This window comes from Streptomyces viridiviolaceus (assembly GCF_014650995.1).
Taxonomy (GTDB): domain Bacteria; phylum Actinomycetota; class Actinomycetes; order Streptomycetales; family Streptomycetaceae; genus Streptomyces; species Streptomyces viridiviolaceus.
Window position 1 is genome coordinate 1 of the sequence record NZ_BMWA01000096.1, and the last position, 870, is coordinate 870.

1 protein-coding gene is annotated in these 870 nt (G+C 70.2%); it reads right to left on the reverse strand.

The annotated features are described in order from the left end of the window. A protein-coding gene (locus tag IE260_RS41040) for an IS5 family transposase (RefSeq protein WP_189881022.1) occupies positions 1–869 on the reverse strand; the annotation gives its coding sequence in 2 pieces (ribosomal slippage) (positions 1–563 and positions 563–869; 870 coding nt in all). Position 870 lies beyond the last annotated feature (1 nt).

Consider the following 870-nt stretch of genomic DNA (forward strand, 5'->3'; position numbering starts at 1 on the left):
CTAGGTCCTGTCTGACAAAGGATCTTGGTTGGGTTCGCGGAGCCAGAGGATGAGTGCGGCGAGGTGGACTCCGGCCTTGTAGCGGGTGGCGAGCTTGTCGAAGCGGGTGGCGATCGCGCGGAACTGCTTGAGGCGGTTGAAGCAGCGCTCGACCACGTTGCGGGCCTTGTAAAGCTCGCGGTCGAAGGCCGGCGGTCTGCCGCCGGCCTTCCCTCGCCGCAGGCGGTTGGCCTTCTGGTCCGCCCGCTCCGGGATCACCGCCCGGATGCCTCTGCGTCGCAGGGACTGGCGGATCGCCCGGGACGAATACGCCTTGTCCGCGACGACCGCATCGGGCCTGAGGCGGGGGCGCCCGGCGCCGGTCCGGGGCACTCTCAGCTCGTCCATGACCATGTCGAAGACGGTGGAGTCGTTGACGTTGCCGGGCGTGACGACGACAGCCAGGGGCAGGCCCCGGCCGTCGCAGGCGAGGTGGAGCTTGGTGGTCAGCCCGCCGCGGGACCGGCCCAGCGCCTGGCCAGCCGACGGACGTGCCGGATCTTCCAGTTCGTCCCCCGCCGCCGCCCCTTTTTGCGGGCCCCGGCTGCGTGCTGATGGGCCCGGCTGATCGTGGAGTCGACCGACACGGTCCATTCCACGGCTCCGACGGAGTCGTCGCGGACCTGGACCTGCTCGAGCAGGCGAGCCCAGGTTCCGTCCGCCTCCCAGCGGGCGAACCGTTCATAGGCCGTCTGCCACGGCCCGTAGCGTTCCGGCAGGTCACGCCACGGAGCACCGGTCCGCAACCGCCACAACACGCCGTTGATCACCTGCCGGTGATCCCGCCACGGACGACCACGACCGTCAACACCAGGCAGCAGGGGCGCTATC